This window comes from Paraflavitalea devenefica, from assembly GCF_011759375.1.
GTDB classification, from domain to species: domain Bacteria; phylum Bacteroidota; class Bacteroidia; order Chitinophagales; family Chitinophagaceae; genus Paraflavitalea; species Paraflavitalea devenefica.
Window position 1 is genome coordinate 1941668 of the sequence record NZ_JAARML010000001.1, and the last position, 26465, is coordinate 1968132.

A 26465-nucleotide genomic window follows, 5' to 3' on the forward strand; every position below is an offset into this window, starting at 1 on the left:
TTACTGTAAGGCTTTTAGCAGCACATCTACGGCTACATTACCCTGCCAGGTGTTAACCAGATTCCCTTTCTTATTGTATAGCGCCAGGTAGGGGAGGCTTTGTATATGGTAAAAAGGAGGGAGGGTGAACTTAGTGTCGCGCCCTACTTTTATATTGGGGTACTTGTCAATCTCATACTCTTTAATGAATTGGACCATTTCTTCAAAAGGCTGGTAGGTGGCCAGTACAAACTGGGTTTGCTTAAACTCATTCATCCTCTTAAGCATATCCTTGATCTGGTGCTGGCAATGATCGCAGGAAGGGCTGAAGAACATCACGATCACAGGGTCCTTCTTTAACTGGGCCTTGGTGAGCATGCTGCTGTCGGCCTGTAACAGTGATATGGGTGGAACGGTGGGGAAGCGTTTATAGGGAAAAGCTGTATCTGATTGGGCTACAGTTACTAATGCAAATAAAACCGGTACTAATGCAAGAAGCCATTTCTTCATAGAACAACAATTTTCATTGATTGGGATAGGAGGCAAAAATAGTTTTTAAGCCCTTTTGCTGGTCAATGATAAGTTTCTTTTAACAAAAAAGGGAACAAATTAATTGGAATGTCTACGATAATGTCGTAGGTTTACGAAAATGTCGTAATGATGGAAAAGTTAACACCCCAGGAAGAGGAAGCCATGATGGCTGTGTGGAAAGCTGGTGAAGGCAATGTAAAAGTATTCCTTGATCATATGGAGGAGCCCAGGCCGCCGTATACTACCCTGGCATCCACTATTAAGAACCTGGAACGTAAGAACATGCTCCGCAGCCGGCTGGTGGGTAATGCTTACCTGTATACCCCTGCTATGTCGGAAGAGGATTATAAGAAAAGTTTCATGAGCGGGGTGGTAAAGAACTATTTTGATAACAGCTACAAAGAGCTGGTGAACTTCTTTGTGGAGCAAAATAAACTGAGCCCGAAAGAGCTGCAGGAGATCATTGATATGATTGAAGGAAAGAAGCCTTAGCCTTATGCAGTATATCATCAAACTATCCATTGCCTTGCCGGTTGTGTACCTGTTTTACTGGCTGCTGTTGAGAAGGCTTACCTTCTACAACTGGAACCGGTGGTACCTGCTGGGGTATTCTATGCTTTGCTTCTTTATTCCGCTGATCAATGTGTTTGATTGGCTGCAGCAGCATGGCTTACAGAACGCCACTGTTATTAGTTACATACCGGCATTACCAGTGATGGAAAAAGGTAATGCCATAGCCGCAACAGGAAATACAGGGATTGATTGGTGGATGCTATATGTTGCTGTTATTACAGCGGGCTGCCTGTTTATGCTGGGACGTTTGCTGGTCCAATTCCTCTCTTTAAGGCGGTTGCGCTCATCGGCTATGTTGCTGTTCGATGGTCCCGTCAAATTATATCACATCGACAAAAAGATCATCCCGTTTTCCACCAGCTCGGCCATTTATGTGAACCGTAACCTGCACAATGAGCAGGAGCTGCAGGAGATCATACGCCATGAATTCATTCACGTAAAGCAACGTCATTCATTTGATCTGTGGTGGGGTGAAATACTCTGTGTCCTCAACTGGTACAATCCATTCGCATGGCTTATCCGGAAAGCCATCCGGCAAAACCTGGAATTCATTGCCGATCACCAGGTATTGCAAAGCGGATTGGATCGTAAGCAGTATCAATACCTGCTGTTAAAAGTAACAGGGATTGCTCCTTTCAGTATTGCATCCAATTTTAATTTCTCATCATTAAAAAAACGTATAGCCATGATGAACAAAAATAAAAGCGCCAACGTACACCTCATGCGCTTCCTGTTTATGCTGCCTTTACTGGTAGTAGTGCTGCTGGCTTTCCGGAAGGTGGCTGTGAATAATTACATCGCTTCGGAAAAAAAGATAACCGATACAGTACCTGCATCAGCTCCCAAACGGTCTAAGGTGCCCAACACCCTGAAAGAAAAAGGCATTGAGCAGATCACTAAAAAGATAAAGGAAAACAAGGTTTACATAAAATTTGATAACGGCACCACAAAAGTATTTGATCTCAATAAGCCCGACGAAAAGGAAGCATTTGAAGAAGAATATGGTGAGCTGGCGCCTCCTCCGCCACCGCCACTTGCTCCCCGTCCGGGCCGTGTATCCGTTCCTCCTGCGCCCCCTGTACCTGAAACGGCGCCTGTTGCAGTGCCAACGGCTGTGCCTGCTGCACCGGGAGCACCGGTTGTATCACCCGCTGCGCCTGCTTCAGTACCCGCATCGCCGGCTCCTGTAAGGGCGAGTGGCAGGGCATCTATTGCAGAGGTAAGGGAGGGGGCACCTGTTGCGGTGGCTGCGCCGAATGTGGACGTGGCAGAAGTAGCATGGGGCACTACTGCCCCTAAAAGAATTATAGCTACTGCAGATGTTATTGAGATCAGGCCTGCTGCCATGGCCGGTGTAGCCAATCCTGTGGAAGAAACAACTGAATTGCTGGAAATAAAAAATACTACTACCCGCGAACAGTTGGAGCAGCTCACCCATGAATTGAAAGAGAAAGGATATACTTTAACATTGAGTCACGTGAAATATAATGATGGTGCGCTGGTGTCGCTGGAAGGTTCCGTTAGCAATGGTACAGCGAAAGGTAATTTCTCGGGAGATCATTTTAAAACATTAACCGTCCGCGTCGGTAAAAACAATACGAACCATTTCTATATTACCGTATACGGCGGAAGCGTGTCTTTTCAATAGTAAGATCTTGAATCAAGCAAAATAGTAGTCATGCCATACATTGCCCAGTATTTACTAAAACTGTCTATCAGCCTTGCTGTGGTATATCTTTTTTATGCCCTTGTGTTGAGGCGCCTGACATTCTATACCTGGAACCGCTGGTATTTACTGGGTTATTCCCTGCTGGCATTCTTTATCCCTTTTGTAAACATATCGCCCTTTCTGGAACGGGGTGACTGGACTAATAACCAGGTGGTACAACTGATACCTTTGGTAAGTAACTACCAGGGGGCGCCTGCCACACCTTCCGGCCAACCGGATGGCTGGACCCTGTTCCTGTTGCTGCTGATAGCAGGGATCGTCATTATGCTGATACGCCTCCTGGTCCAGTACCTCTCCTTCCGGCATATCCGGCGGTCTTCGCAGTTGTTATCGGGTGATACGGTAAAGATCTACCAGGTTGATAAAAACATCATTCCCTTTTCATTCGGCCGTTCCATCTTTATTAACCAGCATCAGCACAATGAAGAGGAATTAAAAGAGATCATCCGGCATGAATTTATCCATGTAAAGCAACGGCATACAGTGGATATCCTGTGGGGTGAGCTGCTTTGCATGTTAAACTGGTACAACCCTTTTGTATGGCTTATCCGGAAAGCCATCCGGCAAAACCTGGAGTTTATTGCCGATCATAAAGTGCTGGAAGCAGGGCTGGACCGCAAACAATACCAATACCTGCTATTAAAAGTAGTAGGGGCTCCTGCCTTTGCGATTGCCAGCCAGTTCAATTTCTCTTCCCTTAAAAAAAGAATTGCCATGATGAATAAAATGCGCAGCGCCAAAATACACCTGATCAAATTCCTGTTTGTACTGCCGCTGGTGACTATCCTGTTGCTGGCTTTCAGGAATGCTGCTATTAATCATAAAGCCCTGGCAGCCATAATGCCGGCAACAACGATTACCATGGTGGCTGAAGATATGAAAGCGCCCACGCCGCTGGTTACAGATACGGTACCGCGCAAAGGAAAAGTGGAACATGTTCAGGCAGATCCGGCGCGTACCGTGATCATTACTGCCAGGTACGATTCTGCCAGGTATTTTATTGATGCCAGCCTGAATGGGCCCGGTAATCCTTACAGGGCGTTGCTCCCGGCGAATGTGCTTTATTTCATTGATGGAGTTGAGCAACCCAAAGGCGGGGATGTTGTAAACAACCTGGCCCCCGGCGATATAGAACGTGTTGATGTGCTGAAAGGGAAATCGGCAATAACACTGTATGGTGAAAAAGGGACTGACGGGGTCATATTGATCACTACCAAAAAAGGAACACCTGCTCCACAGCCTGTATTGCCGCCGGTAAAAGATACCATCCCTCCCCAGATCATTACCTTAAAAATAGATACCAATAAGGACAATAAAGATATTCAACTATGTTCCGGACCATTTCTGGGGGTCCTTGTAGTGGATGGGGAAATATACGACAGCGTGCGCCTGCATGAACTGAAACCGGAAAATATTGAAAGGATGGATGTATTAAAAAACGCGGAGGATGTAAAACAATATGGACCAAAAGCAAAATACGGAGTGATTAAGATCACCACCAAAAAGAGGGATAACAAGATCACCGCAGCGCCTATACCTGCCGGAACGCCCACCCAGGCAGATAAACTCCTATTAAAGATCGACGCCAGGCAGGAATCAAATGAACCTTTTTAACGAGGCTGCCGCCCGTAACCTTTTAAGTGCCGGTTCTGTTTTCAGGCCGGCATTTTTATTGGGTGATCTGGCTGCCGGCGGCTGCTTCGGCCCCCTGTTTTGATCAATTACTTCCCTTTTGCCCGCTGACAATTTTGCCGTAGTTTTGCTGCCCCGCTCCCCCGGTCGGAGGCCTGTGGGAAGGCGTAGTAAATTTGTAATCGAAAAAACATCAGCTTTTTTATGGCAACTACTTCAGATATCAGCCGTGGCATGATCATCAAACTGGACGGCAGTTTATACTCCATCGTAGATTTCGGAGAGAACAAAACTGCCCGTGCGGCCGCTAAAGTCTGGGCTAAATTAAAAGGTGTAGACAATAAACGCAGCATTGAAAAGACCTGGAACTCAGGCGATAGCATTCACCCGGTACGTGTGGAGCGCAAAGATTATCAGTTCCTGTACAAAGATGACAGTGGTTATAACTTCATGGAAACCGAGACTTTTGAGCAGATTGCGCTGAGCGAAGAATTGATTGATGCTCCGCAGTTCCTGAAAGACGGCCAGGAAGTGTCCATGCTGATCAATACAGAGACCGAGCAACCCATGAGCGTGGAATTGCCCGATAAGATCGTATTGAAAGTAACTTACTCCGAGCCCGGCGTGAAAGGCGATACGGCTACCCGTACGCTGAAGCCTGCCACCGTAGAGACCGGCGCTACAGTCAACGTACCCCTGTTCGTGAATGAGGGAGAACTGATCCGGGTTAACACCAAGACCGGGGAATATGTAGAACGCGTAAAGGAATAGGCGATGGCTACTGCCTGGTCCTTGTAAAATATATAAAATGGATAACGGAACGTTTCGTTTCTGTTGTCCATTTTTTTATTCCATTGGATATTAGCATTTAAAAGGGGGTTTTGGGTATATTTAATGTGTAATCCTTATCTTAGCCGCCTGTTTTGCCCGAACTAACCGTCAACATAAACAATTAAACAGATGGATTTTAAACAAATTCAGGAGTTGATCAAAATGATCAACAAGTCCAACATCGGTGAAGTGACCATAGAAGAAAAGGGATTCAAATTAACCATCAAACAAAAAGAAGAACCTGCTCAACACGTAATTGCTGCCCCTGTACACGCGCCTATAAGTATGCCGGCGGTTGCCCAATCTCAGGTAGCCTCCTCTCCTGCTGTACAATCTGCTGCAGATAAACCAAAGGCAGCGGAACCTGCTGCTGATAACCTGGTAACCATAAAAAGCCCCATGATCGGTACCTTCTACCGCAGCCCGTCTCCGGGTAAGCCTGTTTTTGTAGAACCGGGCGATGAAGTATTACCGGGTAAAGTGGTATGTATCATAGAAGCCATGAAACTCTTCAACGAAATTGAAAGCGAAGTAAAAGGCCGTATTGTAAAAGTGCTGGTGGAAGATGCTTCGCCTGTAGAGTACGATCAGCCGTTATTTCTGGTAGAACCTAATTAATATGAGAATGTGGCAATTTGAAAATTTGAAAATGGAATGCCATTTTCAAATTCAGGTTATGCCATACTTAATTTCAAATTAACTCAATGTTCAAAAAGATATTAATTGCCAATCGTGGAGAGATTGCCCTGCGGGTGATCCGTACCTGTCGGGAGATGGGTATCAAAACAGTGGCGGTATACTCCACGGCTGATAAAGATAGCCTGCACGTAAAATTTGCAGACGAAGCCGTTTGCATTGGCCGTGCAGCCAGTTCCGATTCCTACCTCAACATTCCCCATATTATGGCTGCTGCCGAGATCACCAATGCCGATGGTATCCATCCGGGTTATGGTTTTCTGGCAGAAAATGCCCGCTTTGCAGAGATCTGCGGCGAACATAATATTAAATTCATTGGCCCCACACCCGAGCAGATCCGTTCTATGGGCGATAAGATCACTGCCAAGGAAACAATGATCAAAGCCGGTGTACCGGTAGTGCCGGGCGGTGAAGGATTACTGGAAAGCCTGGATGAGGCCAAAAGCCTGGCCAAAGAAATAGGATACCCCATCATCCTGAAAGCTACTGCCGGCGGTGGTGGTAAAGGCATGCGGGTAGTATGGAATGAAGAAGAAATAGAGCGGGCTTACAATACGGCCAAAGCCGAAGCCGGCGCCGCCTTCAAGAATGACGGTATTTACATGGAGAAGTTTGTGGAGGAGCCCCGCCACATCGAGATACAGGTAGCTGGCGACCGTTACGGTAAAGTGTGCCACCTGAGCGAAAGGGACTGCTCTATACAGCGTCGTCACCAGAAACTGGTGGAGGAGTCGCCTTCCCCTTTCATGACGCCTGAGCTGCGCCAGCGTATGGGTGAGGCTGCTATCAAAGCTGCTTCGGCCATCGGATATGAAAGTGTAGGCACTATCGAGTTCCTGGTAGATAAGCACCGCAACTTCTACTTCATGGAAATGAATACACGTATCCAGGTAGAACATTGCGTAACAGAAGAGGTAACCAATTTTGACCTCATCAAAGAGCAGATCAAAATAGCCTCCGGCGAAGCGATCAGCGGACTGAACTATGAACCACAAATGCATGCCATCGAATGCCGTATCAATGCGGAAGACCCTTACAATGATTTCAGGCCAAGTCCCGGAAAGATCACCGTGCTGAACCAGCCGGGCGGGCATGGCATCCGTATAGATTCACATGTGTATGCAGGATATGTGATACCTCCTTACTACGATTCCATGATTGCCAAGATCATTGCTGTAGCCCGTACCAGGGAGGAGGCCATCAATACCATGAGTCGTGCACTGAACGAATACGTCATTGAAGGCGTAAAAACGACCATTCCTTTCCACCTTCAGTTAATGAAGAACGAAGACTTCTGCAAAGGAAACTTCAATACCAAGTTCCTGGATTCCTTTAAACTATTATAATCAGAGGTAACTGATCAATAGAACCAACAAGAGCGGTGATACCTTTTCAAAAAGTGTCACCGCTCTTGCTTTATAGCTTGATCAACCTTACCGGAAAGCCCATTTCTTTCATACCAGGTATCATGATGGAGTAAATGCCTGCCGGCAACATAGCTACATTCAGTGGTATGGCATTGCCACCTTTCTGCAGGTAAACAGGGATTGTCATCATTACCCTGCCTGTATTGCCTGTGATCACCAGGTGCAGGTGCTCTTCTTTCCTGGCTGTAATAACTAGTTTTGTAAAGCCGGTGGTAAGGGAGGGCGCTAACAACGCTGTTGGAGTAGTATGGCCGGAAATTGTGTACGGTCGCTGACGTAACAGCAAGGGATTTAAAGTGGCGGATGTGCTGGCGAGGGTGAAGTATTGGATGGAAGGGCCAAATGAACTGATCGGGTCGCTGGTAACAAATCCATTAGAGCCTGGCGTTCCCATATAACCGGTATTGCCGGCATTGGTCCAGGCGCCGCCTGTTAATTGAACCACCCGTAGCGCAGAAAGGTCTGTAACGCCACCACTGTTAGGATCGTTGAAGGATAGCTTTACCTGCGCCTGCGGGGCTGGCAGGGCATCGGCAGTAATACCCCAGTGTTCAATAGAAGAGATATGGTGTATAATGGCAGGGTAGGCATTGCTCATCAGTTTGGGATTATCTCTGAAAAACTCCACCGTATAATTGCCGGTAACATTGGTCAGCGATAACCAGCGAAGGCTGTTGCCTTTGCCTACCGGGAACAGGAATTGACCAGCGGCCACTAAACCTCTTTTTTGCAAGGGGCCATTGATAAAGCTAAGTGACGATAGGGAATCTGCCTGGATAGTACAACCAGCTTCCAGCGTTAACAGGTTAATGACGGAAGTAGTTACCTTCCCTTGTGTAAGTTCCAGTTTATAAGGTAAAGAAAGGGGCGTTTGCAGCATAACGCCTGCGGGATTATTGACTTTGAAAGTAACGCTATTGCTGATGCTGCCCGAAGCGGTAACAGACTGGGAGTTGCTGCCGTTTAGTTCAATAACAGGCAGGCCATTATCGTCTTCTGTGATGACACCGCCTGATTGAATAAAGTGGTTATTGATCTGTACTACAGTATTGTCACTGCTTCCCAGGTTAAATACACCTCCCTGCTGCTCATAATTGCCTTTAATAAAAACCGTATCATCAAGGTCAAGGTTAAAACTAACTCCTTCCCCTATAATAAAATCACCACGGATAAGTGTATGGTTCACGCCGTTGGCATTGTAGGTTTTAGCGCCACCGGCAGCGGTAGCTGATAAGACAAGGGTGCCAAATGTTCTCCCTGGGAATGCTATCAGGGGACTTCCATTGCTGATGTCAAATTCAAATATGCCGGTTTCTGTACCGGAAGCGGTGGCAAGGGCTGCCACTATACTTACATGTGGTCTTGGTGTATTGTGAATATAACGCCCGCCATTCCCTATCCATACAGCGCCTGCCATGCTTAAGGGAGCACCTGATCCGGCTCCTGAAGCATTCCTGAAAATGCCTCCCTCATGAATGACAAGCGCATTACCTGACCCTGTACAGGTAAAGCCGGGAGAGGCTGTGTTATTATTAGGTAGTACCACTTCAATGGCATTACCTGCTGCAGGGCTTATCGTTAATGATTGAACAGTGGTTGTGCTATTGCCGGCAGGCAGGGTAACTACATAATTGCCGGCGCCCACTGTATTATCAAGTAGTACATCGTCTCCATTCCCCGGAACTGTATTTCCTACCCAGTTAGTGGCAGTAAGCCATTGGCCGTCTCCGCCAAGGCCACTCCAACGTACCTGGGCAATGGTGTACAAGTTGCTGACAATAAATGCAATAAACAGACAGGCTTTGGTTAGTGGCATAAGCTGTTTTTTTATGCTACTGCAAAGCCTTCCCATACCTACGAAAAAAAATCCTTCTGCGATTGCGCAGAAGGACTTTCGTGTATGGCTGTCAGTATTTTATTGCCTGATGAACCGGATGCTGCTGGTCTTTTCTCCTGTTGAAGTGTAACCAGTAACCTGGTAGGTGCCTGCCGGCAGGGTGCCCAGGTTGAGCCAAATCTCCTGGTTGCCAGTGGTAAGGGCATTCACCTGTTGTTTCACGATGCGGCCATAAATATCAGTCACCACCAGTTGAATATTGCCTTTTTCTGAAGAGCTGATATTGAGGCGGGCGCGGTTAATAACCAATGTAGGCATCATGGAAGTGATCACTATACCTTTGCTACCATTCATAACCGCTATGATCTTTGTAAGTTCGGCAGTTTCATCTATGTCTATCATCCGCAACCTGTAATAAACAGTGCCGTTGGGTAAGGCATTGTCTGTAAAATCATACACCAGCTTTCTTTCAATACCTGTTACGGTGCCGATCTGGGTGAAATTGGTACCATTGGTGGAGCGGAGTACTTCAAACCGCTTAGGTGTACTGTTATCTGTGATAGTCCAGTTGAGTTTTGCAGCACCACCATCTTTACGGGCTGTAAAGCTCAGGAGATGGATGGGCAGGGTAGCCTGAGCAGTAAAGGCAAAGGTAAACGGACTGAAAGTGGTCATCACGGTAGATTCCACGCTGCCTGTGGTTGAGTTGCCTGGAGTTAACTTCGTACCCCTTACATCGGTCCACACAGTTCCATTGTGATGTGCTACAACGAGCGTATCCGTAGCGGCGGCTCCTGTAACGGCGCCTGCGAGGGTGAGACGGATTACGGCATCACTGCCCGATATTTTGCCGATATTCCAATATTCCTGGCCAGATACCCCGGTCAGTGGCGCCTGTACAGCAAGAGAAGAATAAGCAGTGCCAAAATATTCGCTTTCATATTCGGAGAGGGTATTGGCTGCAGGGGTTACCTCACAGGCTCTCAACACACCACCTTTGCCGGTAGGGAAGCTGACCGCTGTATTGGTAGCTGTCTTCCTTCTTACGGGCCCATTGATATAACCGGTATTGGAAGGACTGTTTACTACCCGTGTATCGGTGATGTCAGTATTGTTGATCGTTAATACATTGGCGGTAGTAGTGGTGAGAACGCCTTTATTGGCGGAGCTCCAACTGATCTTACCGACAGATAAAGGTGTAAGCAGGGTTGCACCGGCTGTATTGTTAAGTCGTAATGTTACCTGGTTGGTGGCATTGTCAATCGTGTTGGAAGAAAAAGAAATATTCTGATTGGCAGTACCGTTCAGTTCCAGTACAAACAGATCGGTAGCGGTGCTTACTGAAGTGTTCAGGCTACCAAAGGTGCCGGCTGTTTGGGTAATATTGCCGGCTACGCTCAGTGTATTGGCCAGGGTTAATCCCGTTCCTGTATTATTGCGCAGGTAAAAGCTGCCGCCGGTTTGAATAAAATTGCCATTTACCTGCATATTATAATTGTAGCTATGGCTGGCGCCGCCGAGGGTTACGTTGGCAGTAGCACCTATTTCAAGGTCTCCCTGCACGGTAATATTAACGGGAACAGCACCTGTAGTGGCGCCCAGGCCTAGGTTAACATTATTGGTACTGATGGCCTGCAAATCTCCGTTGATTACCAGGTTCTGTGGTAGCTGCAAAGTATTGGCTACTGTCATGCCAGCACAGTTAATGACTAAATGACCAATGCCCTGGCCGGCAGGAGGCAATCCTATGCTGGGGACAGCAGAAGTGGAGCCGGTTATCAATATCGTGGAGTTGGCATGCCAGCCAGCTCTGGGAATCACACCGGCATTTCTGGCAACCCAATAAGTAGCTCCATTGCCAAAATGCAGGTATTCCGGCTGGTTGCATTCAACGTGGCCCGAGTTGCTGACCAGCTTAATAGTTCCGGCTACTTCTACCAGGTTGCCTTGGCCGGACGTAGCAGGAAAATCAGCATAGGCTGTTCCTCCGGCTAATCCGGTAAAGTACCAGTTACCATTAACTGTTCCTTGTGCTCCATTGGCGAAACGGACGATGAAATTGCCGCTGCCTGCAGCAGCACTGTCTACTAACGTACTGCCTCCTGCAATCAATAAGGCAGGAGCACCTGCATTGGTACTGTTCAGTACAATTGTACTGGCGGCAGTTGTATAAAGCAGGGTAGTGCCGGCTGCTGTTACAGACAATGAGTTTAAAGTAATATTGGCGATGTCTACGGCTACAGTAGTGGCCTGATCAAAAACAACGTTGTATCCAGCTCCATTGGGAACATCGGCGCCTGGCAATCCCCCGGATGTATTGGACCAGTTGGAAGCATCATTCCAGTTATCTCCGGATGACCCAATCCAAAATTTCGTTTGTGCATTTGTGGTAAGTGAACAGTACAGGCATACTGCCAGCAGCAGGTAAAGTTGCTTCATACAATTGATAGTTTACAAGGCTTTGAAAAATGTTACCGAAAATGGTACACAGGAAGATGGATTCCAGAGGTTTAGTAGAATCGGGTATAAAAGAGAGGACAATATACTCAATAATTTAAATTCTTCATAACTTCTTAGCGCCCTGATTCTCAAATAATTAAAAAATATATACTTAGGTCAATAAAAGCCTAATGGGCCATCAATAAAAAAGCCTCCCTGTTGAGGGAGGCCAGCTTCTTGCAAATAAGTGAATATATGCCGGGGACTACTATTTTTTAGTAGAATCAGTAGCTACTTTAGAGGTGTCAGCTGCATGAGCAGAAGAGTCAGGAGTAGCAGTAGCAGTGCTGTCAGTTGTAGTGGCAGGAGCAGGAGCTGCAGTAGAGTCAGCTTTTACTTCTTCAGCAGTACCACCATCGTTACAAGCAGTTAAAAAACCGGCAACAGCTAAAATTGCGAAAAACTTTTTCATTTGGAATTGCTTTTTTGAGTTTGATGAGATGGGCGCAAAAGTAATATCTTTTTATTATTATGCAAATATTTTGCCCTTTGTCATTAAGTTTTTGATATACTTCGGGTTATCGGTCATCCCCGAGCGCTATTTTTTACGGAAAAACAGACGTACGGGCACCCCCTTAAAATTAAAATGTTGCCTCAACTGGTTCTCCAGGTAATTTTTATAAGGCTGTTTTACCTCATCCGGGTAATTGCAGAAAAAGGCAAAAGAGGGAACATGCGTAGGCAACTGGGTCACAAATTTGATCTTAATCGAATTGCCACGTACTACGGGGGGATGGTACGATTCTATGGCTTTCAGCATCACCTCATTCAATTGGGAAGTGGGTATGCGGCGCTGTTTGCTCTCAAAAACATCCAGTGCCACTTCAATGGCCTTGTGTATGCGCAGCTTGTCTTTGGCAGAAATAAAAAGCACCGGTACGTCACTAAAAGGGGCTATCCGTTTCTTCAGTTCTTCTTCATAATCTCTGGCTGTATTGGTCACTTTATCTACCAGGTCCCATTTATTCACCAGGATAACAATGCCTTTCCCTTTGCGGGCTGCCAGGCTGAAGATATTCAGGTCCTGGGCAGTAATCCCTTTCTCGGCATCCAGCAGCAACAAACAAACGTCGGCCTCATCCATGGCCTTGATAGCCCTGATCACTGAATAAAACTCCAGGTCTTCATGCACCTTGGTTTTGCGGCGTATGCCGGCTGTATCAATCAGGACAAACTCTTTCTGGAACAGGTTGTAGTGTGTGTGAATCGTGTCGCGGGTAGTGCCGGCAATATCACTTACTATCGTACGTTCCTGCCCGATCAATGCATTCAGTAGTGATGATTTACCAACATTGGGCTGGCCGATAATGGCAAACTTGGGGATGGCGGGAACCTCAGGTTTCGGTACTGCATCATCGCCCGGATCTTCTTCCGATTCTGTAGCCGGCTCCTGGGGTATCAGGGCAGTGATAGCATCCAGCAATTCGCCGCTGCCACTGCCGGTCATAGAGGAAATAAAAAATACATTGTCAAAGCCCAACCCGTAAAATTCAGTCGCTTCCAGCATCCGGTCCGGGTTGTCTACCTTATTCACAGCTAAAAACACGGGTTTGGAAGTACGGCGCAATACATCGGCCATCGCTTCATCAAGGTCGGTAATGCCGGTAGCTGCATCGCCCATAAAGATCAGGGCATTGGCTTCTTCCAGGGCAATCATTACCTGCTTGCGGATCTCCTTCTCAAAAACATCTTCACTCTGTGGTACAAATCCGCCGGTATCAATAACATTAAATGATTTACCATTCCAGTCAGCAACACCATACTGGCGGTCGCGGGTTACGCCACTCACGTCATCTACAATTGCTTTGCGTTGTTCCAGCAAGCGGTTAAAAAAAGTACTTTTCCCTACATTGGGTCTACCTACAATTGCTACCGTAAAACCAGCCATATCTGCTACTTATTTTTTAATGATAACCGTATTCTTTCAGCATGAAATCGTTGTCCCGCCATTTGGGCTTCACCTTTACAAACAGTTCCAGGAATACCTTTTGCCCTATAAATGCCTCAATATCTTTCCGGGCATCTGTTCCCAGGTGTTTGATCATCTTACCACTCTCGCCCAGCAGGATTGCTTTTTGTGATTCACGCTGTACAACTATATCGGCTACGATTTTCACCAGGGTTGTCTTTTCTTTGAATTCCCGCACAATGACGGTGGTATGATAGGGTATTTCGTCTTTGAACAGGTAGAATATTTTTTCCCGGATCATCTCTGCCACAAAGAACCGTGTGGGCAGATCCGTCATTTCGTCCTCTGCAAAGAAAGGCTCGCCTTCCGGCAGGTATTTCACGATCGTTTTTAACAGCTCGTCTACCTGCAATCCTTTCAGGGCGGAAATGCCCACCACTTCCTTTGCATAAGTTTTGGACCTGAAGAAATTAAAGACGGCTTCCTTCTGCGTGGCATCAACTGTATCTAATTTGTTGATCGCTATAATAGCTGGTGCTTTGAGTCGTATGGATTCAAAGAGACTGTTCACTTCTTCCATGCTCTCTCTTACATCCAACAACAGTACTGCCACATCGGTATCCTCCTGGGCCTGTTGTACCGCCTGCATCATTTTCTCCTGCAGTTTGTACTTAGGTTCAATAATGCCAGGCGTGTCGGAAAAAATGATCTGGTATTCAGGTGTGGTTAAAATGCCTTTAATGCGGTGGCGGGTAGTTTGCACCTTAGGTGATACAATAGCCAACTTTTCGCCCATTAAGGCGTTCAACAGTGTGCTTTTACCCGCATTGGGGCGACCAAATATGCTTACAAACCCTGATTTCATAAAGAATGCAAAGGTAATGAAAGGTAGCCGTGGTATAAAGTGAGTAAACGAGGAGACTCAATTGTTGTGCCCGGCCAATAAAAAAGGGACCAGCGTTTTGCTAATCCCTGATTCTCAGTAGTTGCGAAGGGAGGGATCGAACCTCCGACCTTCGGGTTATGAGCCCGACGAGCTACCGCTGCTCTACTTCGCGATGTGGGTTGCAAATGTACGCTTTTTCAGGTTCCTGCCAAAATTGATTTAGTTTTTTTACAAATCATATTTTCAGGGTTATGAATAAGATATCATATATAAATAAAAAAGCGTCAGGTAAAAAACCTAACGCTTATGTACCCTAATAGGTGAAAAACCAAAAAGGTCAGTTATCCTCTTTTGGAAACATTACTGGCGCCGCTGCTCCTCAGGTCACGGATAACGCCATCTCCTTTATAATGTATACCGCTGGCGCCGGAAGCGCGGGCATTTAATTCTTTATTTACCGTAACCTTGATATCCGAGGCACCACTGGCTTCTGCACTACAGTTATCGGCCTGGAGATCATATCCCTTAAAATCACTGGCGCCATTGGCATCTACTTTCAATACTGTCACCTTTCCTTCAATCGAAGCATCAGAGGCGCCGCTCAGGTTTACATCCAGCGAATTGGCTTCCACCTTGCCTTTAAAATCACTGGCGCCTCCCATGGAAATAGCCAGTTCATTGGCTTTAATAGTGCCGGTCACCATCACATCACTGGCGCCGGTGGCGGTAAGCCTGTCGAGCGTTTTGAAGGAAACATACACCTTCAGTTTCTTATTGCCCTTCCACCATTTTCCATCATCATCATACGAGATCTTCAACACGCCATCTTCCACCACTGTTTTAATACGGTCCCGGAATTCGGGTTTAATAGCGCTTACTGCCAGGGCCTCTTCATCCGACTGGGAAAGATACAGGTCAATGGCATTGCTTACCCTGATGGCATGGAAACTGCCGATACTGCGGGGTTGTGCATTTTCATCATTGATCACCTGCTTTTGCGCCATCATGGCCAATGGCAGCAGCATCAGTAAAAAAACGCCTATATTTTTCATGTTGCTCGTTTATTCAATGTTATGCCAGCACAAGTTATCCTTTTTTTGACACTGAGCCGCCGCTGCTGGTTTTAACGTTGCGGATCACTCCGGAGCCTTTATAAGAAATATAGCCGCCACTGCTGGCTTCGGCCGACATTTCTTTGTTCATAGTGACCTGTGCACCAGCGCCGCTGCTCACATCTACATCACAGTTTTGAACACTGAGTTCATACCCCTGGAAAACACTACCACTGCTGCCATCTATTTTCAAAGAACTGGCATTACCTGAAATTTTAACGACCGATCCACTGCTCTGGTCTATATCCAGGGTAGTATAATCTACCGCTCCTTTGAAAACAGCGCCGCTGGAAGCGTCCAGGTCCAGTTTACTTCCTTTGATCCCTCCTTCAACGCTTACACTGGCGCCGGAATTAATATCCAGTCCGTCTAGATCATCCACTGATACATAAGCGACAGGATTTTTACCCCTTGTACCACCATTTTTCCAGAACTTCAGGGTTTCCTGCTCATAATAGATCTTTAGTACACCATCTTCTACTTTGGTAACGATCTTGTCGCGATACTCTTCTTTGGAAGCGCTCACCGCTACCGCTTCAGAGCTGCCCTGACTTAAATATACTTTGATACCGTTTGATACCCGGATGGCGTGAAAGCCTGATACTTTCCTCTCCTGGGCCAGGGGATCATTAACCTGCTTTTGGGCTACCAGCACCAGGGAAAAAAGAATGCCTGCAACGAATAATCCGATCTTTTTCATAATTAGCATTTTAAGAAATAGACTACGTTAATTGTTGAATGTTGCATCCGGCCTGCAGGCCGGTGCATAAGTATACTGTATATAAAGTGTGACGGCCGGAGGCTCCTGAATGTTACAATTCTTTTAAAAAAGTTTTTTTGACTGTATCTTTGCGTTCTCTTTGGCCAAAGAGATTTTTTCAGATTCCCGGGGTGCTTTTCCCAATCTGCCTGCAAAGGCTGTGAAAGGCTGAGATTATACCCGTAGAACCTGACCAGGGTAATGCCTGCGCAGGGAAGGTAGCTCCTCTTTATTGTCTACACTTCGCTTTCGCAGCATTTTCTCTTAAATCATTTTTTCACTAAAAATCTTCATGCAAGATGAAAAAAATGTTTTTGGGGATTTGCTACTTATTGATTTCCCATGGGTTATCGGCTCAGCAGATTGCGGGCCAGGTAACCGACGAATCTACCGGCAGCCCCGTAGCATCGGCTACCGTAGAACTATCCAACATCGCCACCCTTACCACCAACGAGGCAGGGCGGTTTGTTTTTTCAAAGGTTAAACAGGGACATTACACGCTGCGTATTACCAGTATTGGATACCAGGCTGTGGAAACCACTGTTTCGCCCGACAATGCCGAGCGGGCTATCAAGCTCACCCGGCTCAACCTCTTTATGCAGCCCGTGGAAGTACGCGCCATCCGGGCCGGGGAAAAAGCCCCCTTTGCAAAAACCGATCTCTCCAAAAAGGATATTGAAAAACTGAATACCGGACAGGACCTCCCTTTCCTGCTGAATCAAACTCCCTCTGTAGTAGTGAGTTCAGATGCCGGGAACGGCGTAGGCTATACCGGTATCCGTATTCGTGGTACAGATGGCGCACGCATCAATGTTACCCTGAATGGCATCCCCTACAACGATGCAGAGTCGCAGGGGAGCTTTTTTGTAGACCTGCCCGACTTTACTTCTTCTGTAAACAATATACAGGTACAGCGTGGGGTAGGCACCTCTTCCAATGGGGCCGGTGCTTTCGGGGCCACTATTAATTTAAGCACCAATGAAGCTAATACCACAGCTTACGGTGAGATCAACAACAGCTATGGCTCATTCAATACCTGGAAGCATACCGTGAAAGCAGGAAGTGGATTGATCAATGATCATTTTACCATTGATGCCCGCTTGTCAAAGATCGGTAGTGATGGTTTTGTTGACCGCGGCTCCAGCGACCTTCGTTCATTCTACCTCAGCGGCGCTTACCTGGGGGCAAAAACATCCGTCCGGTTCAATATTATTTCGGGCAAGGAGAAAACATACCAGTCATGGAATGGTGTGCCGGAAGCCAAACTGAGTAATAACAAAGACGCACTGCTGCAACATTATTACAACAACCTTGGTACCTTATACCGCACACAACAGGACTCTATTAACCTGTTCTCTTCCGATCCACGTAAGTACAATTATTTTACTTACGCCAATCAAACCGACAATTATCAGCAGGACCATTACCAGTTATTCCTCAACCACCAGTTTTCTTCCAGGCTGACTGCCAATGCCGCTTTCTTCCTTTCCAAAGGAAAGGGATACTATGAAGAATATAAACCCGGAGAGGCCTATGCTGATTATGGACTGCCCGATTTTGAAGCTGGCGGCAATACCTATACCTCCACTGATCTGATCAGGCGGCTGTGGCTGGACAATGATTACTACGGGGTGGTATATTCTCTGCAGTACAAGGGTGTAACTGATCAGTTTACTGTTGGCGGTGGCTGGAACCGGTATGATGGCCACCACTTTGGCGAGATCATCTGGGCACAGGCGGGTATTCCCAACAATTACCGCTGGTACAACCTGGAGGCCTATAAAACAGACGTAAGCGCTTATGCCAAGTATCAGTATAAGCTCTCCACCAACTGGGAGGTGTTTGCTGATCTTCAGTATCGCCGTGTATTGTATAATATTGGCGGTTTCCGCAAAAATCCTACGCTCATGGTGCGTAATACCTTTGATTTCTTCAATCCCAAGGCAGGGATTACTTATACCGATGGCAGTTTCATGGCCTACCTGTCGTATGCACAAGGTAATAAAGAGCCCAACCGGGATGATTTTGAAGCCGGTCTTACGCAGCAGCCCAAACCCGAGAAACTGCATGACTTTGAAGCAGGCGTTTCGGAAAAAGGAAGCTGGTATGAGGTAAGCGGCAACCTGTATTACATGCTCTATAAAAACCAACTGGTGCAAACAGGTAAGATCAATGATGTAGGTGGTTATACCCGTACCAATGTAAAAGATAGTTACCGGATGGGCGTGGAATTACAGGCAGGCGTAAGGGCCACGCAATGGTTACGGGTGGCAGCCAACCTGACCTTGAGTAAAAACCAGATTAAGGATTTTACAGAGTTCTATGATGATTACGATAATGGTGGACAGAAAGCCACTCCTCACGGTAACACCGACATTGCTTTTTCTCCTTCCATTATAGCCGGTGGTACGGTAAGCCTGATTCCTGCAAAAGACCTGGAGATCAGCCTGCCTGCAAAATATGTGGGCCGCCAGTACCTGGACAATACCTCCAACAAGCAACGCAGCCTGGGTGATTATTATGTACAGGATGCCCGGGTGATCTATACCCTGCGTAACCTGCTTCCAAAGGAAATATCCCTGATAGGCCAGGTGAACAATGTATTTAACCGCAGGTACAACTCCAATGGTTACACTTACAGCTACCAGTATAGTACCTTGATCACGGAGAACTTTTATTTCCCGATGGCGGGCACCAATTTCATGATAGCCCTGAATGTGAAGCTGTAAATCTTACAGATAATTATTTTTAGCATGCCACAGTTTAACCTTTCACAAGGTTTTACTGTGGCATTTCTCATAGAAGTTTTCTGTACATTTATGGCATATCCTCCATGCACATGACACCCGGAATACGTTTTTTATTCGTACTGCTTATTTCACTCCCCGGTCTGCTCCGGGCACAGTCCGCTGCTGATTTCACGGTTGAAGTAAAGGCCGGAAAATATACACGCTATCAAACGCCCGTGCAGGTAAACCTGCCCAAACCCTTACCGGCAGGCGCTTTATACACGCTTAAAAACACCAAAACAGGTAAGTCGGCGGTTGCCCAGTTGCTGGATAGTGTAACACTGGTATTCATATTGCCCGATAGCATGGCGCCGGGCACCTGGAATACTTACACCGCCTCTGCAATAGCCCGCAATAAGGCCCCTCAACACGCAGTTACTGTTGCCCGGAAGAAGAACGGCCTCCAGGTAAGCATTAAAAACAAACCCATCTTCTTTTACCATACACAGGAAGCGATGCCTCCTGCAGACAGCCCTTCCTATTACCGTCGCAGCGGGTTCATTCATCCCCTGTACAGCCCCGGCGGACAAATACTCACCGATGATTTCCCCGCTGGTCATACGCACCAGCATGCCATCTTCAATGCCTGGACCAATACGACCTTTCGCAAAGAATTCGTGGATTTCTGGAACCAGCACCACAAGCGGGGCACTGTAGAGCACATAGAAGTAACCAGGATCAAAGAAGGGCCCGTGGTTACAGAATTAAGGGTAAAGCTGCGCCACAAAAGTTTGCTGCATGGTGAAATATTGCGCGAAATGTGGGTGATCAGGGTATATCCTTTCAGCGATTATTACCTGTTCGACCTGATATCAGAAGAGCGCAATGTAACTACCGATACGCTGTTCCTGAACAAATACCACTATGGAGGATTGGGTTTCCGCGGAAGCAGTCACTGGAACGACCATGATAAAAAGAACTTCCAGGATCATTGGCATATCCTTACCAGCGAAGGCATCCGTGATTCAGCAGCCAACCATACACATGCCCGCTGGGTAGATGCTTCGGGCCTCATCAATGGGCGTGCCGTTGGTGCTACTGTATTTGATCATCCCGTTAACTTCCGGTACCCGCAGCCCATACGGGTGCATCCCAGTATGCCTTACTGGGTGTATTCGCCGGTAGTGGATGGCGCTTTTACCATCAATCCGGGTACCTGGTACCGCTCACAATACCGCTATTATGTGCACCAGCAGATGGCTGATATAGCTACGCTCGAAAGATTTGAAAAAGACTGGGTAGTGCCGCCCGATGTAACAGTAACCGGGCTATAAGGTGTAGGCAGGGGCTTTATTTCAGCCCTTAGATTTCCGATCTCCGGCTTCGGTATTTTTCTATTTCTTCCGTAACAAGTGCTTCAGCCTGCTGAAAGTCTCCGGTTTAATATTCAGGTAGGAGGCCAATATCTTCTGTGGCACCCGCTGGAGCATGTGAGGGTGATTGGTTACATAAGCCAGGAAGCGTTCGCGGGTGGTCATCTGTAACTGGTCATAATAGCGCATGTCCTTTTTGATAAACATCTGCGTTACCATGGCGCGTCCCAGCCGCTCGGCGCCGGGTACATTTTGTAAAGCCAGTTCCATATTGTCAAAATGGATGGAAATCAGTACGGATGGCTCCAGGGCTTCGAGGATTACATCGGTAGGCTTACGGGTATGGAAGGATATCTCTGATTGTATAATATGGCCCTCGGTGGCCAGTTGCAGGGTGGCTTCGCCTCTCTTGGTAATAATGTACTTCCGTACCATACCTTTCATGACAAGATTCAGGTAGTCGTCCACCTGTCCCTGCGGAAGTATAATGGCTTTCTTATCAAATGGCCGTAGTTCAAGAAAGGGGGTTAACTGGTCAAACTCCTGGCGGCTCATCTCCACAAACCGCTGGAGATAGGCGAAAACATGGTCCAGATAGCTTTTGATATCTAACTTTCTTTCTCTCATGCTGTGGGGTTAGTTCGCAGCAGATGTTTCTGCAATCCTTTTAGTTAAATGATGCTTTAAACGACTAAAGGTTTCAGGTTTAATGTTAAGATAGGAGGCAAGATATTTCTGTGGTACCCGGCGAAACAGATCGGTATTTTCCAGTACAAATCGTACAAAGCGCTCTTTGGTATCGTACCGGATCCTGTCCAGGTCCCAGTATTCCTTTTGCAGGAACAGGTCGGTGATGAGCAGGCGCCCCAGCGTTTCTATCCGGGGATACCGGCTATAGAGATTTTCCAGGTCTTTTTTATGCAGGGAAAACAGGATGGATTGTTCAATGGTTTCAATGACATAGGCCGAGGGCTGACCGGAAAAGAAAGATACGGAAGAGCTGATCAGCTCGCCTTCCCGGGCCAGTTGGGTAATCACTTCCTCGCTGCCTTTATAAAAATACTTGCGCAGCAGGCCTTTGGTTACAAAATGCAGGTAATCCTCCGTTTGGCCCGGCTCTATCAGGCGTATCTTCTTGCCATAGGAACGTACTTCCATCACCTTGCCAAGGGCTGCCATTTCTTCGGGCGAAAGGGTTATAAAACGGCCGATATACTTTTGTAACATATTCAGCATGCTTGCAAGTTAAAGTTTATCATATATACTTAAAACGCACAGCGGTCATCTTGTACCTATTTCCTTAAAAAATACGTGTAATTACGTACGAACGTTGCTGGAAAAAACTGTTCTGTACCTACCTGCCCCCGGAATATGACACAAAAGCGCTTTGTGTAATTTCTGCATTTGCTGTAGGTTTGCAATCCTTAACACAGCTTAAAATACTCAGCACATGGCAAAAAAAATCAAAGTAGCAAATCCTGTTGTGGAACTGGATGGTGATGAAATGACCCGCATCATCTGGAAATTCATTAAAGATAAACTTATTCTCCCCTACATAGACGTAGATATCAAGTATTATGACCTGGGTGTTGAGCACCGCGATCAAACCAATGACCAGGTGACCATTGATGCGGCCAATGCCATCAAGGAATATGGTGTGGGCATCAAGTGCGCTACCATTACGCCGGATGAAGCCCGTGTAAAAGAATTCAGCCTGAAGCAAATGTGGAAAAGCCCCAACGGTACCATCCGTAACATCCTGGACGGGACCGTTTTCCGCGAACCAATCGTTATCAATAATATCCCCCGACTGGTTACCAACTGGACAGCGCCTATCATTGTAGGTCGTCATGCTTTTGGCGACCAGTACCGGGCCACAGATACCGTTATCAAAGGTAAGGGTAAATTAACTATGACCTTTACCCCCGAAGGCGGGGGCGAGCCACAAACTTTTGAGGTATATAACTTCAAAGGTGATGGCGTGGCCATGACCATGTACAATACCGAAGAAAGCATCATCGGCTTTGCTCGTAGCTGCTTCAACATGGCCCTCAGCAAAAAATGGCCCCTGTACCTCAGTACCAAAAATACCATCCTGAAGAAATATGATGGCCGCTTCAAAGATATTTTTGAAGACATCTATCAAAAGGAGTTCAAAGCACAGTTTGATGCGGCAGGCATCGTATATGAGCACCGCCTGATTGATGACATGGTGGCCAGCGCCCTGAAATGGAATGGCAACTTTGTATGGGCTTGTAAGAACTATGATGGCGACGTACAAAGCGATACCGTAGCACAAGGTTTCGGCTCCCTCGGACTGATGACCTCTGTACTGGTAACGCCTGATGGCAAAACCATGGAAGCAGAAGCTGCCCACGGAACAGTTACCCGTCACTACCGCGATCACCAGGCTGGCAAGCCTACCAGCACCAACCCCATCGCCTCCATCTTCGCCTGGACAAGGGGATTGGCCTTCCGCGGCAAACTGGACAATAACCAGGCGCTGATTGATTTCTGTAATGCCATTGAAGCGGTTTGTATTGAAACAGTGGAAAGCGGCAAAATGACCAAAGACCTGGCGGTTTGTATCCATGGCAATAAAGTAAAACATGGCGAGCACTTCCTGTACACCGAAGAGTTCCTGGATGCTATTGACCAGAACCTGAAGAAGAAAATGGGATTATAGAGGAGTCTGGAATCAGGAGTACTGAGTCTGGAGTTTTATACTGACATTCTTTATAAAAGCGTTCCGCGAAAAGCGGAACGCTTTTTTTCTTAATTTAACAGCCGTTATACCCTGAAAAATGTCCAAACAAAAAATACGTATTCTTATCCCTTTGGGAGTTATTGCAGGACTATTGTTGTATTCGTGGATAATTTTTGTAACTACTGATTGGCTGGCAATTGTACAACATTACATTGGGCTGGTATTGTTTATCCCATTGGTATATTACTTTTTTAATAATCTTAATCGTGCAATAGTGTGGACGGGTATTTACCTTTTAATGGGGGTATGTAAATTTTTGGCATTCACTCCCTTTTTAATGCGTACAGCCATGGGAATTAAAATAGGCTCACTCGAATTGGGAATGCCTTCTTTTCAGTTAATACCTTTTCTCATTTTCATATTATATGCTATCCTGAATTTTGATCAATTGGCAGAGATCTATCTTGATTACAGAGAAGCGAAAGCAAAAAAGATAAAGGATAAGTAGTAATGGAGCACCTGTTGCCAATTTTACCCAAATTGGCAGCATTGCCTGTAATCTGTTGATCTTTTCCATGGCAAAGAATTTGAGTTAACTATCCTGTATAAGTTCAAAATCGAATACTATGGAACAGAATATCTATAACTTCTTTGCTGCTTATGAAAAGCGCTTCAATAATGCGCTGAAAGGCGAAACAGATGTGGAAGGAACAGCCAATGCCTTTGCTCCTTTCTTTGTAGAGGCAAGTCCGGCAGGTATTCATGGAGGTAGTAATGACCAGGAGTTCCGTAAAAAGATTCCGAAAGGCATGGAGTTTTATAGACAGATTGGCACTCACTCCATGGAGATCGTTGCCCAGGATGTAACACCCCTCGACGACCTGCATTACATGGTAAAAATTCAATGGAGGGCCAGCTATAAGAACAAAGACAATACTGACCTGGCAATAGAATTTGATGTTATTTATTTCCTGCAGCACCGGGAAGACCAGTTAAAGATATTTGCTTACATCACCGGCGATGAAGACGATGTATTACGTGAGCATGGATTGATACAATAAGCGCTCCGAACAATCTTTTACTACACATCTTCGTATCTTTCTTACATGGTACAAACCGTCTCTATTATTGTAACGGGTAAAGTGCAGGGCGTATTTTATCGCCAAAGCACCAAAGAAAAGGCAATGGCGCTGGGCATCACGGGTATTGTCAAAAATCAGCCCGATGGCAGTGTATTCATCCAGGCTACCGGCGATCCTGGCCTGCTAAATCAATTAATAGTCTGGTGCAGACAGGGGCCTTCCCAGGCAGAAGTCACCAGTGTACAGGTAGAAACCATCGAGCCGCGCGCTTTCATAGGCTTTACGGTACAGCGCTGATTGCTGATTCACGACATTTCCCTATCTTGATCCTCCAATTTCAAAATTTTAGTACCATGACCCAACGATTATTGCTGATAGCTTGCTTCACGTCCCTGTCAGCGTTAACACAGGCTCAACAGCCTAACAGAGCCGGAGGAGATCCGAAATTATCTGAATATTATGATCCTGCTATCAGGGTAGTGGCCCCGGGTAAAACGGCTGCTGATGCTCCTGCCGATGCCGTTGTATTATTCAATGGCACCGATGCCAGCGCCTGGGAATCGAAAGATGGCGGACCTATCAAATGGAAAGTGGAAAACGGCGCCATGACAGTGGTGTCAGGTACCGGTATCATACGTACCAAACAAGGTTTTGGTGATTGCCAGTTGCACATTGAATGGAGAACGCCTGCTGAAGTAAAAGGCGATGGTCAGGGACGCGGTAATAGCGGTATCTTCCTGATGGGAAAATACGAGTTGCAGGTATTGGACTCTTACAACAACAAGACCTATTCCAATGGACAGGCCGGTAGCATCTATAAGGAATTGCCGCCGCTGGTAAATGCCAGTCGTGGGCCTGGTGAATGGCAGACCTATGATATCATCTTCACGGCGCCTGTATTCTATCCGGATGGTACTGTGAAGTCACAGGCCAGGATCACTGTTCTTCATAATGGCGTGCTGGTACAAAACAACATGTCCATCTGGGGCAGCACCCAATACATTGGTATTGCCAACTACGAAAAACACAGTGATAAGGAACCGATCCAGTTACAGGACCATGGCAATCCCGTAAGCTATCGCAATATCTGGATCAGGCCATTGTAAGTTGTAATTACAGCGCATTTGATATGACCTGTTCAATAAAAGAAGAAGGGTTAAGGTGTTTCCACTTTAACCCTTCTTCTTTTATTGATGTAGTTTTATACTTTACTCACACCGCCCTGCTCAATCTTCAGGTTCTCCAGCATGTCTTTCGTCATCTTAGGCAGGTCATATTCCGGTTTCCAGCCCCAGTCTTTGGTGGCTACTGAATCATCAATGCTTTGCGGCCAGCTATCGGCAATAGACTGGCGGTAATCCGGCTGATAGTCCAGTTTAAGATCGGGAATATGCTTTTTGATCTCGGCGCCGATCTCTTTGGGTGAGAAACTCATCGCCGACAGGTTATAAGAGTGGCGTACAGATATCTTGCTGGCCGGCGCTTCCATCAGCTCAATGGTGCCGCGTATAGCATCCGGCATGTACATCATGGGCAGGTAGGTATCTTCTTTCAGGAAAGAAGTGTATTTTTTCTCTTCCAGCGCTTCATGGAAGATCTCTACCGCATAATCGGTGGTGCCGCCGCCGGGAGCAGATTTATAACTGATCAGGCCCGGGTAACGGATACTGCGCACATCCAGGCCAAATCGCTGGTGATAATAATTGCACCAGAACTCTCCGGCATATTTGCTGATGCCATATACCGTAACAGGTTCTATGATGGTTTGCTGGGGACAGTTTTGCCGCGGTGAAGTGGGACCGAATACAGCAATACTGCTGGGCCAGTACACTTTGTAGATCTTCTCTTCCCGGGCAATATCCAGTACATTCAGCAATCCCTGCATATTGAGGTTCCAGGCCAGGTTGGGATTCTTTTCGCCGGTAGCGGAAAGGATAGCTGCCAGCAGATATATCTGGGTAATACTCTGGCGGATAACCTGCACATGCAGCATCTCTTTATTCATCACATCAATGCTGACATAGGGGCCGGTGCCTTTGAGCAGGTCATTTTCTTCCCGCAGGTCAGAAGCTACCACATTCGCATTGCCATATATCTTGCGTAAAGCCAGGGTCAATTCTACGCCTATTTGTCCTGATGCGCCAATAACAAGTATTCTTTCCCGGATCATAGA

General features: G+C 46.6%; 24 protein-coding genes, 1 tRNA gene and 1 riboswitch. Of the genes, 13 read left to right on the plus strand and 12 right to left on the minus strand.

Going from position 1 to position 26465, the window contains the following annotated elements; all coding sequences use genetic code 11:
* A complete protein-coding gene (locus tag HB364_RS07955) occupies positions 1 to 489 on the minus strand; it encodes a TlpA family protein disulfide reductase (protein ID WP_167287324.1) in 489 nt (162 codons plus the stop codon).
* A gap of 150 nt (positions 490 to 639) precedes the next feature.
* On the opposite strand from HB364_RS07955, the gene HB364_RS07960 reads away from it, so the two are divergent.
* The 6 genes from HB364_RS07960 (at position 640) to accC (ending at position 7317) form a co-directional block, all read left to right on the plus strand.
* Positions 640 to 1002, plus strand: a complete 363-nt coding sequence (locus HB364_RS07960; RefSeq protein WP_167287325.1) for a BlaI/MecI/CopY family transcriptional regulator — start codon at positions 640 to 642, stop codon at positions 1000 to 1002.
* A gap of 4 nt (positions 1003 to 1006) precedes the next feature.
* Positions 1007 to 2731, plus strand: a complete 1725-nt coding sequence (locus tag HB364_RS07965; protein WP_167287326.1) for a M56 family metallopeptidase — start codon at positions 1007 to 1009, stop codon at positions 2729 to 2731.
* Between the two features lie 30 nt (positions 2732 to 2761).
* Positions 2762 to 4426, plus strand: a complete 1665-nt coding sequence (locus tag HB364_RS07970) for a M56 family metallopeptidase (RefSeq protein ID WP_167287327.1) — start codon at positions 2762 to 2764, stop codon at positions 4424 to 4426.
* A gap of 222 nt (positions 4427 to 4648) precedes the next feature.
* A complete protein-coding gene (gene efp / locus HB364_RS07975) occupies positions 4649 to 5215 on the plus strand; it encodes an elongation factor P (protein ID WP_167287328.1) in 567 nt (188 codons plus the stop codon).
* A 189-nt stretch (positions 5216 to 5404) separates the two neighbouring features.
* On the plus strand, positions 5405 to 5893 hold the full coding sequence (gene accB, locus HB364_RS07980; RefSeq protein WP_167287330.1) for an acetyl-CoA carboxylase biotin carboxyl carrier protein: 489 nt from the start codon (positions 5405 to 5407) through the stop codon (positions 5891 to 5893).
* Between the two features lie 86 nt (positions 5894 to 5979).
* Positions 5980 to 7317, plus strand: a complete 1338-nt coding sequence (gene accC, locus HB364_RS07985) for an acetyl-CoA carboxylase biotin carboxylase subunit (RefSeq protein WP_167287331.1) — start codon at positions 5980 to 5982, stop codon at positions 7315 to 7317.
* A gap of 70 nt (positions 7318 to 7387) precedes the next feature.
* Here accC and HB364_RS07990 read toward each other — a convergent pair whose 3' ends face one another.
* The 8 genes from HB364_RS07990 to HB364_RS08025 form a co-directional block, all read right to left on the minus strand.
* On the minus strand, positions 7388 to 9214 hold the full coding sequence (locus tag HB364_RS07990) for an autotransporter outer membrane beta-barrel domain-containing protein (RefSeq protein ID WP_167287332.1): 1827 nt from the start codon (positions 9212 to 9214) through the stop codon (positions 7388 to 7390).
* 99 nt (positions 9215 to 9313) lie between these two features.
* Positions 9314 to 11674 carry an autotransporter outer membrane beta-barrel domain-containing protein gene (locus tag HB364_RS07995; RefSeq protein ID WP_167287334.1) on the minus strand — a complete coding sequence of 787 codons (2361 nt, stop codon included), beginning with the start codon at positions 11672 to 11674 and terminating at the stop codon, positions 9314 to 9316.
* A 268-nt stretch (positions 11675 to 11942) separates the two neighbouring features.
* The gene (locus HB364_RS08000; protein WP_167287335.1) at positions 11943 to 12146 is read right to left on the minus strand and encodes a hypothetical protein; all 204 of its coding nucleotides are present in this window, start codon (positions 12144 to 12146) and stop codon (positions 11943 to 11945) included.
* Between the two features lie 126 nt (positions 12147 to 12272).
* Positions 12273 to 13622, minus strand: a complete 1350-nt coding sequence (gene der, locus HB364_RS08005) for a ribosome biogenesis GTPase Der (RefSeq protein ID WP_167287337.1) — start codon at positions 13620 to 13622, stop codon at positions 12273 to 12275.
* A 16-nt stretch (positions 13623 to 13638) separates the two neighbouring features.
* Positions 13639 to 14508, minus strand: a complete 870-nt coding sequence (gene era, locus HB364_RS08010; RefSeq protein WP_167287339.1) for a GTPase Era — start codon at positions 14506 to 14508, stop codon at positions 13639 to 13641.
* Positions 14509 to 14629: 121 nt separating this feature from the next.
* Positions 14630 to 14701, minus strand: a tRNA-Met gene (locus tag HB364_RS08015).
* Between the two features lie 169 nt (positions 14702 to 14870).
* Positions 14871 to 15581, minus strand: coding sequence for a head GIN domain-containing protein (locus HB364_RS08020; protein ID WP_167287340.1), 711 nt, complete (start codon positions 15579 to 15581; stop codon positions 14871 to 14873).
* 34 nt (positions 15582 to 15615) lie between these two features.
* Entirely contained in the window at positions 15616 to 16341 is a 726-nt protein-coding gene (locus tag HB364_RS08025) for a head GIN domain-containing protein (RefSeq protein ID WP_167287341.1), read from the minus strand.
* Between the two features lie 177 nt (positions 16342 to 16518).
* A riboswitch (TPP riboswitch) is annotated at positions 16519 to 16635 on the plus strand.
* Between the two features lie 65 nt (positions 16636 to 16700).
* Here HB364_RS08025 and HB364_RS08030 point away from each other — a divergent pair.
* Together HB364_RS08030 and HB364_RS08035 are read left to right on the plus strand one after the other, a co-directional pair.
* Positions 16701 to 19130: a TonB-dependent receptor gene (locus HB364_RS08030; protein ID WP_167287343.1), complete on the plus strand. Its 2430-nt coding sequence runs from the start codon at positions 16701 to 16703 to the stop codon at positions 19128 to 19130.
* 110 nt (positions 19131 to 19240) lie between these two features.
* Entirely contained in the window at positions 19241 to 20464 is a 1224-nt protein-coding gene (locus HB364_RS08035; RefSeq protein ID WP_167287345.1) for a DUF6807 domain-containing protein, read from the plus strand.
* A 60-nt stretch (positions 20465 to 20524) separates the two neighbouring features.
* Here the strand turns inward: HB364_RS08035 and HB364_RS08040 are convergent, their stop codons facing one another.
* Positions 20525 to 21130, minus strand: a complete 606-nt coding sequence (locus tag HB364_RS08040; protein WP_167287346.1) for a Crp/Fnr family transcriptional regulator — start codon at positions 21128 to 21130, stop codon at positions 20525 to 20527.
* 9 nt (positions 21131 to 21139) lie between these two features.
* Positions 21140 to 21739: a Crp/Fnr family transcriptional regulator gene (locus HB364_RS08045; protein ID WP_167287347.1), complete on the minus strand. Its 600-nt coding sequence runs from the start codon at positions 21737 to 21739 to the stop codon at positions 21140 to 21142.
* Between the two features lie 214 nt (positions 21740 to 21953).
* On the opposite strand from HB364_RS08045, the gene HB364_RS08050 reads away from it, so the two are divergent.
* The 5 genes from HB364_RS08050 (at position 21954) to HB364_RS08070 (ending at position 25398) form a co-directional block, all read left to right on the plus strand.
* Positions 21954 to 23189 carry an isocitrate dehydrogenase (NADP(+)) gene (locus tag HB364_RS08050; RefSeq protein ID WP_167287348.1) on the plus strand — a complete coding sequence of 412 codons (1236 nt, stop codon included), beginning with the start codon at positions 21954 to 21956 and terminating at the stop codon, positions 23187 to 23189.
* Between the two features lie 118 nt (positions 23190 to 23307).
* Positions 23308 to 23718 (plus strand): hypothetical protein, encoded by a 411-nt coding sequence (locus HB364_RS08055; protein WP_167287349.1) that lies wholly within the window; start codon positions 23308 to 23310, stop codon positions 23716 to 23718.
* Positions 23719 to 23836: 118 nt separating this feature from the next.
* Positions 23837 to 24271, plus strand: coding sequence for a hypothetical protein (locus tag HB364_RS08060; RefSeq protein WP_167287350.1), 435 nt, complete (start codon positions 23837 to 23839; stop codon positions 24269 to 24271).
* Between the two features lie 45 nt (positions 24272 to 24316).
* A complete protein-coding gene (locus tag HB364_RS08065; RefSeq protein ID WP_167287351.1) occupies positions 24317 to 24589 on the plus strand; it encodes an acylphosphatase in 273 nt (90 codons plus the stop codon).
* A gap of 56 nt (positions 24590 to 24645) precedes the next feature.
* Positions 24646 to 25398 (plus strand): 3-keto-disaccharide hydrolase, encoded by a 753-nt coding sequence (locus HB364_RS08070; RefSeq protein WP_167287352.1) that lies wholly within the window; start codon positions 24646 to 24648, stop codon positions 25396 to 25398.
* A 95-nt stretch (positions 25399 to 25493) separates the two neighbouring features.
* Here HB364_RS08070 and HB364_RS08075 read toward each other — a convergent pair whose 3' ends face one another.
* A complete protein-coding gene (locus HB364_RS08075) occupies positions 25494 to 26462 on the minus strand; it encodes an NAD-dependent epimerase/dehydratase family protein (protein ID WP_167287354.1) in 969 nt (322 codons plus the stop codon).
* Between the last annotated feature and the right edge of the window lie 3 nt (positions 26463 to 26465).

What these genes read in the sequence shown, in the direction of transcription:
- HB364_RS07955 (WP_167287324.1), bottom strand. Translation starts at nt 489, where the DNA reads ATGAAGAAATGGCTTCTTGCATTAGTACCGGTTTTATTTGCATTAGTA.
- HB364_RS07960 (WP_167287325.1), top strand. Translation starts at nt 640, where the DNA reads ATGGAAAAGTTAACACCCCAGGAAGAGGAAGCCATGATGGCTGTGTGG.
- HB364_RS07965 (WP_167287326.1), top strand. Translation starts at nt 1,007, where the DNA reads ATGCAGTATATCATCAAACTATCCATTGCCTTGCCGGTTGTGTACCTG.
- HB364_RS07970 (WP_167287327.1), top strand. Translation starts at nt 2,762, where the DNA reads ATGCCATACATTGCCCAGTATTTACTAAAACTGTCTATCAGCCTTGCT.
- efp (WP_167287328.1), top strand. Translation starts at nt 4,649, where the DNA reads ATGGCAACTACTTCAGATATCAGCCGTGGCATGATCATCAAACTGGAC.
- accB (WP_167287330.1), top strand. Translation starts at nt 5,405, where the DNA reads ATGGATTTTAAACAAATTCAGGAGTTGATCAAAATGATCAACAAGTCC.
- accC (WP_167287331.1), top strand. Translation starts at nt 5,980, where the DNA reads ATGTTCAAAAAGATATTAATTGCCAATCGTGGAGAGATTGCCCTGCGG.
- HB364_RS07990 (WP_167287332.1), bottom strand. Translation starts at nt 9,214, where the DNA reads ATGCCACTAACCAAAGCCTGTCTGTTTATTGCATTTATTGTCAGCAAC.
- HB364_RS07995 (WP_167287334.1), bottom strand. Translation starts at nt 11,674, where the DNA reads ATGAAGCAACTTTACCTGCTGCTGGCAGTATGCCTGTACTGTTCACTT.
- HB364_RS08000 (WP_167287335.1), bottom strand. Translation starts at nt 12,146, where the DNA reads ATGAAAAAGTTTTTCGCAATTTTAGCTGTTGCCGGTTTTTTAACTGCT.
- der (WP_167287337.1), bottom strand. Translation starts at nt 13,622, where the DNA reads ATGGCTGGTTTTACGGTAGCAATTGTAGGTAGACCCAATGTAGGGAAA.
- era (WP_167287339.1), bottom strand. Translation starts at nt 14,508, where the DNA reads ATGAAATCAGGGTTTGTAAGCATATTTGGTCGCCCCAATGCGGGTAAA.
- HB364_RS08020 (WP_167287340.1), bottom strand. Translation starts at nt 15,581, where the DNA reads ATGAAAAATATAGGCGTTTTTTTACTGATGCTGCTGCCATTGGCCATG.
- HB364_RS08025 (WP_167287341.1), bottom strand. Translation starts at nt 16,341, where the DNA reads ATGAAAAAGATCGGATTATTCGTTGCAGGCATTCTTTTTTCCCTGGTG.
- HB364_RS08030 (WP_167287343.1), top strand. Translation starts at nt 16,701, where the DNA reads ATGAAAAAAATGTTTTTGGGGATTTGCTACTTATTGATTTCCCATGGG.
- HB364_RS08035 (WP_167287345.1), top strand. Translation starts at nt 19,241, where the DNA reads ATGACACCCGGAATACGTTTTTTATTCGTACTGCTTATTTCACTCCCC.
- HB364_RS08040 (WP_167287346.1), bottom strand. Translation starts at nt 21,130, where the DNA reads ATGAGAGAAAGAAAGTTAGATATCAAAAGCTATCTGGACCATGTTTTC.
- HB364_RS08045 (WP_167287347.1), bottom strand. Translation starts at nt 21,739, where the DNA reads ATGCTGAATATGTTACAAAAGTATATCGGCCGTTTTATAACCCTTTCG.
- HB364_RS08050 (WP_167287348.1), top strand. Translation starts at nt 21,954, where the DNA reads ATGGCAAAAAAAATCAAAGTAGCAAATCCTGTTGTGGAACTGGATGGT.
- HB364_RS08055 (WP_167287349.1), top strand. Translation starts at nt 23,308, where the DNA reads ATGTCCAAACAAAAAATACGTATTCTTATCCCTTTGGGAGTTATTGCA.
- HB364_RS08060 (WP_167287350.1), top strand. Translation starts at nt 23,837, where the DNA reads ATGGAACAGAATATCTATAACTTCTTTGCTGCTTATGAAAAGCGCTTC.
- HB364_RS08065 (WP_167287351.1), top strand. Translation starts at nt 24,317, where the DNA reads ATGGTACAAACCGTCTCTATTATTGTAACGGGTAAAGTGCAGGGCGTA.
- HB364_RS08070 (WP_167287352.1), top strand. Translation starts at nt 24,646, where the DNA reads ATGACCCAACGATTATTGCTGATAGCTTGCTTCACGTCCCTGTCAGCG.
- HB364_RS08075 (WP_167287354.1), bottom strand. Translation starts at nt 26,462, where the DNA reads ATGATCCGGGAAAGAATACTTGTTATTGGCGCATCAGGACAAATAGGC.